Source organism: Curtobacterium sp. MCPF17_001 (genome assembly GCF_003234615.1).
Classification (GTDB): Bacteria; Actinomycetota; Actinomycetes; order Actinomycetales; family Microbacteriaceae; genus Curtobacterium.
Window position 1 is genome coordinate 22,711 of sequence record NZ_QKSL01000026.1, and the last position, 7,037, is coordinate 29,747.

The 7,037-nt window shown below is 73.3% G+C and carries 7 protein-coding genes; 5 read left to right on the forward strand and 2 right to left on the reverse strand.

Going from position 1 to position 7,037, the window contains the following annotated elements:
* The first annotated feature begins 8 nt into the window (after positions 1-8).
* The gene (locus DEJ24_RS16065; RefSeq protein WP_111079549.1) at positions 9-1,268 is read left to right on the forward strand and encodes an MFS transporter; all 1,260 of its coding nucleotides are present in this window, start codon (positions 9-11) and stop codon (positions 1,266-1,268) included.
* A 157-nt stretch (positions 1,269-1,425) separates the two neighbouring features.
* A complete protein-coding gene (locus tag DEJ24_RS16070; protein WP_111079551.1) occupies positions 1,426-2,091 on the forward strand; it encodes a hypothetical protein in 666 nt (221 codons plus the stop codon).
* 69 nt (positions 2,092-2,160) lie between these two features.
* On the opposite strand, the gene DEJ24_RS16075 is transcribed toward DEJ24_RS16070, so the two are convergent.
* Positions 2,161-3,075: a cation diffusion facilitator family transporter gene (locus DEJ24_RS16075; RefSeq protein ID WP_111079553.1), complete on the reverse strand. Its 915-nt coding sequence runs from the start codon at positions 3,073-3,075 to the stop codon at positions 2,161-2,163.
* A 48-nt stretch (positions 3,076-3,123) separates the two neighbouring features.
* On the opposite strand from DEJ24_RS16075, the gene DEJ24_RS16080 reads away from it, so the two are divergent.
* Positions 3,124-3,795: a DUF4166 domain-containing protein gene (locus DEJ24_RS16080; RefSeq protein ID WP_258374707.1), complete on the forward strand. Its 672-nt coding sequence runs from the start codon at positions 3,124-3,126 to the stop codon at positions 3,793-3,795.
* Between the two features lie 19 nt (positions 3,796-3,814).
* A complete protein-coding gene (locus DEJ24_RS16085) occupies positions 3,815-4,813 on the forward strand; it encodes an epimerase (RefSeq protein ID WP_111079555.1) in 999 nt (332 codons plus the stop codon).
* On the opposite strand, the gene DEJ24_RS16090 is transcribed toward DEJ24_RS16085, so the two are convergent.
* Positions 4,785-5,852, reverse strand: coding sequence for an EamA family transporter (locus DEJ24_RS16090; protein ID WP_111079563.1), 1,068 nt, complete (start codon positions 5,850-5,852; stop codon positions 4,785-4,787). The genes DEJ24_RS16085 and DEJ24_RS16090 overlap by 29 nt on opposite strands.
* Before the next feature lie 71 nt (positions 5,853-5,923).
* Here DEJ24_RS16090 and DEJ24_RS16095 point away from each other — a divergent pair, with 71 nt between their 5' ends.
* Entirely contained in the window at positions 5,924-6,838 is a 915-nt protein-coding gene (locus tag DEJ24_RS16095) for a LysR family transcriptional regulator (RefSeq protein WP_111079557.1), read from the forward strand.
* Positions 6,839-7,037: the final 199 nt, after the last annotated feature.

Genomic DNA, 7,037 nt, shown 5'->3' on the forward strand with positions numbered 1-7,037 from the left:
ATCGGAGCATGTCAACCGTCATCGAATCCCCGGCGACCGGCTCACCGGCCACAGCTCCGGCCCCTCGTGGCCGTCGTGCGCACACCCGCCGGCGCCACGGCTACGGCTTCTGGGCCGTCGCCTTCGCGTTCACCTCGGTGATGGCCTTCGCGACCGTCCCCGCGCCGCTCTACGTCATCTACCAGGCCCGAGACGGCTTCCCGACCTTCACCACGACCGTCGTCTTCGCCGCCTACGGGCTCGGCGTGGTCGGGTCGCTGTGGCTCGCCGGACACCTCAGCGACGTGCACGGTCGTCGCCCGCTCATCCTGGTCTCGATCGCGCTGGAACTCGTCGCCGCGGTCCTGTTCCTGGTCTGGAACGACGTGACGGGTCTGATCGTCGCGCGACTGGTCACCGGTCTCGGCGTCGGCACCCTGACCGCCACGGCGACCGCGCACCTCGGCGAACTCAAGGTCCGGGCGACCGGCGACGAGTCCTCCGCGAAGGGCGCGAGCGTCGCAGCCGGCGTGGTGAACCTCGGCGGCCTCTCCCTCGGCGCACTCATCGGCGGCGCACTGGCCGAGTTCGTCGGGCAGCCGCTGATGGTCCCGTACGTGGTGTTCGTCGTCGCCCTCGTGATCGCGTTCGTGGTCGTCCTCGCCGTCCCGGAGACCGTCGACCGTCCGACCGAGCCCGTGCCGTACCACCCGCAGCCACTGCGGGCACCCGAGGGCCAGGGCGCCGCGTTCTGGGCTGCCGGCACCGGTGCCTTCGCCGCGCTCGCCGTGCAGGGGCTCTTCACGTCGGTCGCGCCGACGTTCCTCGGAACCACCTTCCACGTGACCGACCGGCTGGCCGCTGGCGCGACGACCTTCGGCGTCTTCGCCGCGAGTGCCCTGTCCCAGGTCGTGTTCGCGAAGCTCCCGCAGCGCACCCAGATCCGTCTCGGCGTCGTCCTGCTGGTCGGCGGGCTCGCCGTCCTCGCGGTGTCCGCGGTGGTCCTCCAGGTCGCTGGCTTCATCGGCGGCGGCGTCGTCGCCGGTGCCGGTGTCGGGCTGCTCTTCCGCGCCTCCATCGGGAGCGCCGGTGCGCTCGTCGGCCCGGAGGAGCGTGGCGGGGTCCTCGCCGCCACCTTCCTCATCGCCTACGCCGGGCTCACCGTGCCGGTCGTCGCGGTCGGTGCCGCGCTGCTCGTCCTGCCCACCCTGCCGGTGCTCATCGGGTACGTGGTGCTCGTCGCGGCGCTCGCGGTCTTCGCCGGAGCCCGACTGGCCGCACGCGCCTGACCGGCACGCGCCTCCCGGCCGAAACGGTCCGTCTGCGCGAGACGCCGCGGACTCGGCGAGACACCGCCCGATCCAGCGGCGTCTCGCCCGCCCGGCGGCGTCTCGGGCACACGGCCCCCGGCCGGGAGGCCCGCACCCCCTCCGGCATACTGGCCGCATGCCCGCGAAGCGCTCCCGTTCCACCCTGACCGGCATCGCCGCCGCGGTCGCCGCCGTCGTCGTGATCGGCGGCTTCGCGCTGACGAACGCCCGGGAGGGTGACGACGCCGTCCTCTCCGCGGCTCCCTCGGCGACCGCGACCGCTCCGGCCGGCCAGGGCAGCGCCGGGGGCAGCACCGACAGCGGCGGCGCCGACACCGGCAGTACCGAGACCAGCAGCGACAGCAGCGTCGCGGTCATCACCCGCAACGGCCCGGACCTTCCCGGCACCGCGGTCCTCGACCGGTGCGCATCGGACGGTCGAGCCGCGGTCACGCAGTACGCCACCGCCGCACTCGGCGAGGTCGTGCTGCAGTGCGGCACCTCGGCGCAGGGCTACGAGCACATCCGCGTCCGGCACACCCGCGACTGGCAGGACGTCCTGGCGGGGCACACCACGCAGCGGGACTGGGACGACGCCATGCTCACGGCGGTGCGGACGGCGCTGACGAACCCGCAGAAGGGGCTGCCGGTCGACGCCGGGGACGGCAAGGTCTGTTACGCAGCCCCCGTCCGCTTCGACGACGGCAGCACGCCCAGCCCGGACGGGTTCGTGAAGGTCATCGTCTCGGCGACGACCGACCGGGTGATCACCGCCTACCCGACGCGCGACTCCGACTGCTGACCGGCTGGCGCCGCACCGCCGCCAGGGTCGGAGCCGACACCGGGGTCGGGTGTCACCATGCGGCAGCCGTCAGGCGTGCACCTCGTGCTCGTGCCGCTGGTGCGAGGCGGGCTCGAGCTGGAACGTGGAGTGCTCGACCGGCACGTCGAAGTGCTCGGCGACGCACTGCTGCAGTTCGTCGAGGATCGCCGGCGCGTGCGCGGTCGTGAAGCAGTGGTCGTCCACCACGACGTGCGCGGTGAGGTTCGGGACGCCGGTCGACACCAGCGTGGCGTGCAGGTCGTGCACCGCGATGACGTGGTCGAGCTCCAGGATGTGTCCGCGGACGGCGTCCAGGTCCAGGCCGCGCGGGGTCGCCTCGAGCAGCACGTCGGCGGTCTCGCGCAGGAGCTTCACGGCCCGGGGCAGGATGAGCACGCCGATGAGCAGCGCGGCGACGGAGTCCGCTCGTTGCCACCCGGTCAGGAACAGCACGACGGCCGCGGCGATGACGGCGACGGACCCGAGGGTGTCGTTGAGGACCTCGAGCCGAGCGGCCCGCGAGGTGAAGCCCTCACCGGATGCCCGGACCAGCACCGCGAACGCGACGAGGTTGCCGACGAGGCCCACGAAGCCGAAGACCAGCAGCGGTCCGGCGTCGATCTCCTCCGGGACGAACAACCGTCGCACCGCCGAGATCACGACGTAGATGCCGACGGCGAGCAGGATCGCCGCCTGGGCTGTCGCGCCGAGGACCTCGGCCCGCTGGTACCCCCAGGTGCGCCGTGCGGTCGGGATGCGCCGGGCGAGCCGGGTGGCGACGAGGCCGATCCCGAGCCCGCCGGTGTCGACGACCATGTGCCCGGCGTCGACGAGCAGTGCGAGCGACCCGGTGACGACGGCGCCGACGACCTCGGCCAGCAGGATGCCCGCCGAGATGCAGAACGCGATCAGCAGCGCACGCTCGGACGCGTGTCCGTGCGTGTGGCCGTGGTCGTGTCCCATGTCGCCCATCGTAGGAGCCGCCTCCGACGACGTGCCAGGATCGGGAGCGTGACCAGGTCGCCGTACCGACTGAGCGTGCCCGACGACGTCCTCGCGGCCCTCCACCCGCGGCTCCGCACCTACTTCGGGGCGGTTCCGCCCGGACACGTCGGCCGCGGCACCGGCGTCTTCTCCGTCGTCGGCACCCCGAGGCGCTGGCTCTGGCCGCTCCTGGCCGTCTTCGCGCGGGAGGCGGTGATGTTCCCGGTCTGGGAGCACGACGTCCCGTTCACGGTCGAGAACCGCCCGGTCCGGGTGCGTCGCGGACGGCCCGGAACGGACCCCGGCCGGGAGGCGCGCCCAGCGGTCCGCGCGCACCGCACCTTCCACTTCGCGAACGGTGACCGCACCATGGTCGACGCGATCACGGCGGAGCCGGAGGGACTCGTCGACCACCTCGGCCACCGCGGCCGGGTGAGCGCGCTGCTGGCGGTCAAGGTCCCCGTGACCGGACCCGATGCCGGGGCGCTCCGCCTGGTCTCCACCCGTGTGAGCGTGCATGCGCTGGGTCGGGAGTGGAGCCTCCCGGTCGTCATCGCGCCGCGGGTGGAGCTGACGGAACGATTCGATGACGATGCGGACGAGCAGCGCGTGTCCCTGGCGCTCTCCGCGCCGGTGATCGGCACGCTGTACCGGTACGAGGGGGCGTTCCGGTACGCCGTCGTGCCCGACGACGTGTGACCGGAGCCGGGAGGACAGCATGGACGAGCAGCAGCAGCAGCAGCAACAGCAACAGCGGCGTGTGGTGGTGGCGGGGGCGAGCGGTTTCGTCGGCCGCCACCTGCAGGACGCTTTCCGCGCCGAGGGGTACCAGGTCGTCACCGTCGGCCGGACCGGTGATGCGGTGTGGGGCAACACCCTGCGGATCCGCGAACTCGTGGACGGTGCCGACCTCGTCGTGAACATGGCGGGCAAGAGCGTCAACTGCCGGTACGGGCGCCGGAACCGAGCGGAGATCGTGCGCTCCCGCGTCGACACCACGCTCGAACTCGCCGAGGCGATCCGGTCGGCCGAGCACCCGCCGCCGCTGTGGCTGAACGCCTCGACCGCGACGATCTACCGGCACGCCGACGACCGGGCGCAGGACGAGGCGACCGGTGAACTCGGCGAGGGCTTCTCGGTCTCCGTCGCCCGCGCGTGGGAGGACGCGCTCTTCGCAACGGACCTGCCCGGCACCCGGCGTGTGGCGCTCCGGATGGCGATCGTGTTCGGTGACGGCAGTGCGTTGCTGCCGCTCCTGCGGTTGGCGCAGGTCGGACTCGGCGGTCCCCAGTACGACGGGCCGTGGTTCCCGACCCGAGCACGCCTGGCGGCCGGGACCTACCACCACGACCGGCACACCCACGGGCGGCAGCGCTTCAGCTGGGTGCACATCGACGACGTCCTCGGTGCGATCCGGTTCATCCGGGACCACGAGGACATCGACGGACCGGTGAACGTCACCAGCCCGGAGCCGTCCGACAACCGCACCGTGATGGCGACCCTGCGCGACGCCGTCGGGCGCCGCTTCGGCCTGCCGACCTGGCGGTGGATGCTCGAGCTCGGGTCGTTCGCCATCCGCACCGAGACCGAGCTCGTGCTGAAGAGCCGGTGGGTGGTGCCGACGCGGCTGACCGAGGCCGGCTACGTGTTCCGCTACCCGCACCTGCACGGGGCGCTCGCCGGGATCATCACGGAACGGCGTCAGCACCGGCGCTGAGCTCGGCTGCCGGAGGCTGCTGCCCCGGTCGAGACGCCGCCGTCTGCGGTCGAGACGCCGGCGTCTGCGGTCGAGACGCCGGCGTCTGTGCAGGACGCCCCGGTGTGCTCGAGACGCCGCCGGGTCCCGCGGCGTCTCGGTCACGCGGCGGCGTCTCGGGAGTGGCACCGCCGGCCCGCGGCGGCCGCGACGACCACAGCACCGCGCCCACGACCACCGCGCCCGCGAGCACCTCGACCAGATCCGGGACCTCGCCGAACGCCGCCCACGAGGCCAGCACCCCGACGACCGGCACCAGCATCGAGAACGGCGCGACCGTGCTCGACGGGTACCTGCCCATCAGACGCGACCAGATGCCGTAGCCGACGACGCTCGCCGCCAGCACGATGTAGAGCACCGCGAGGTCCGCGGGTACGGCGGCGGCGGTGAACGCGGTGCCGAGCGCCTGCCCGATCCGGTCCGGCCCCTCGACCAGGACGGACAGGACCGCCATCGGGATCGGCGGCACCACGGCCCACCAGAGGGTGAGGTGCAGCGGGTTCACCGGGCCGGCTTTCCGGGTCGCGACGTTGCCGATCGCCCAGCCGAGGGCGCCGCAGAGCACGAGCACGACGGGCAGCAGTGCCGCGGTCTGGGCGCGGTGCAGGGCGATCACGGCGAGGGCGGCCACGGCGACGCTGACCCCGACCACCTGCCGAGCACTGAGGCGTTCGCGGAGCAGCACCCCGGCGAGCAGCACGGTGAACGGCGCCGAGGCCTGCACGACGAGCGACGCCAACCCCGAGGGCATGCCGGCCGCCATGCCGAGGTAGAGGAACGCGAACTGCAGCACGCCGAGTGTCGAGCCGACCAGGACGATCCACCGGAACGGGATCGGCGGCCGCGGCACGAACAGCAGCGTCGGGACGGCGAGCAGTGTGAACCGGAGGGCGGCGAGCAGGAACGATGGGTAGTGCTCGAGGGCGATCGCCGTGGCGGGGAAGTTCAGTCCCCACGCGACGGCGACGACGAGGGCCAGGATGCGGTCGCGGAGCAGCACCGGACGATCGTCCCGCACCGGACGCGGTAGCACCAGCGAACGTTCCGACACTGTCGTTGTAGGGTCCCTTCATGGTCGGCTTCGACATCGCCCTGCTGCCCGTCCTCCGCGAACTGGCCGAGCGGGGCAGCGTCACCGCGGTCGCGACGGCGACCCACCGGACGCCCAGCGCGGTGTCCCAGCAGCTCCGGACCCTCCAGCGGCAGGCCGGTGTCCCGCTCGTCGAGCGCATCGGCCGTGGTGTCCGGCTCACCGAGCACGGGCGGGTCCTGGCGGGCCTCGCCACCGGCGTCGCCACGGCACTGGCGACCGTCGAGTCAGCGTGGGCCGAGCACCTGGCGGGGGCCACCGGCACGGTCGACCTGGCGGTGTTCCCCTCGGCCGCCGAGCTGCTGCTGCCCGGCCTGCTCACCCGGATGCGTGCGCACTCCGGGATCGCGCTGCAGCTCTCGGACGTCGACGTCAGCGAGGGGGAGTTCGCGCCGCTCACCGCCGACCACGACATCGTCATCGGCCACCGCCCGGACGGCGCGCGGGGCGCGGACCGCCGGAGCGTCGAGACCGTCCCGCTGCTCCGGGAACCGCTCGACGTCGCCCTGCCGCTCGACCACCCGCTGGCGGACCGGCACCGCGTCGGCATCGAGGACGTCGTCGGCGCGACCTGGATCGGCGTCCCGGAGGACTACCCCATCGACCGGGTGCTCACCGCGATGGCCGCCGCGACCGACGCACCGCCCGAGGTCGCCTTCCGCACGATCCACCTGCCCGTCATCGAGAACCTGGTGGCGGCCGGACACGGCATCGCGCTCGTCCCGCGGTACACCTCGCGGACTCGGGCACCGGGCCGGTTCCGGCTGGCGACCCTGGCGGACGTCCGAGCCGGACGACGGATCGAAGCCCTCGTCCGTCCCGACCGTGCGGTCCGACCCGCGGTCCGGATCGTCCTGGAGGCCCTGGTCGCCGAGGCCACGGCCGTCACCGCCTGAGACGGCCCGGACGGGCCACATCGCTCCGCTACGCACCGTGCGTATTGCCCGCCCTACCGGGAGCCGCTACGCTGCAGGCGTAGCACGGGGGGGTGTTACGGGGCGGCCGGTCGTCCGGGAGGAGATCGACGCCGGACCGCTGCTGGTCTTCGGCTTCGTGGGCCTCGTCGGCAACCTCGTCGCGTTCGCGGTGCTGGTC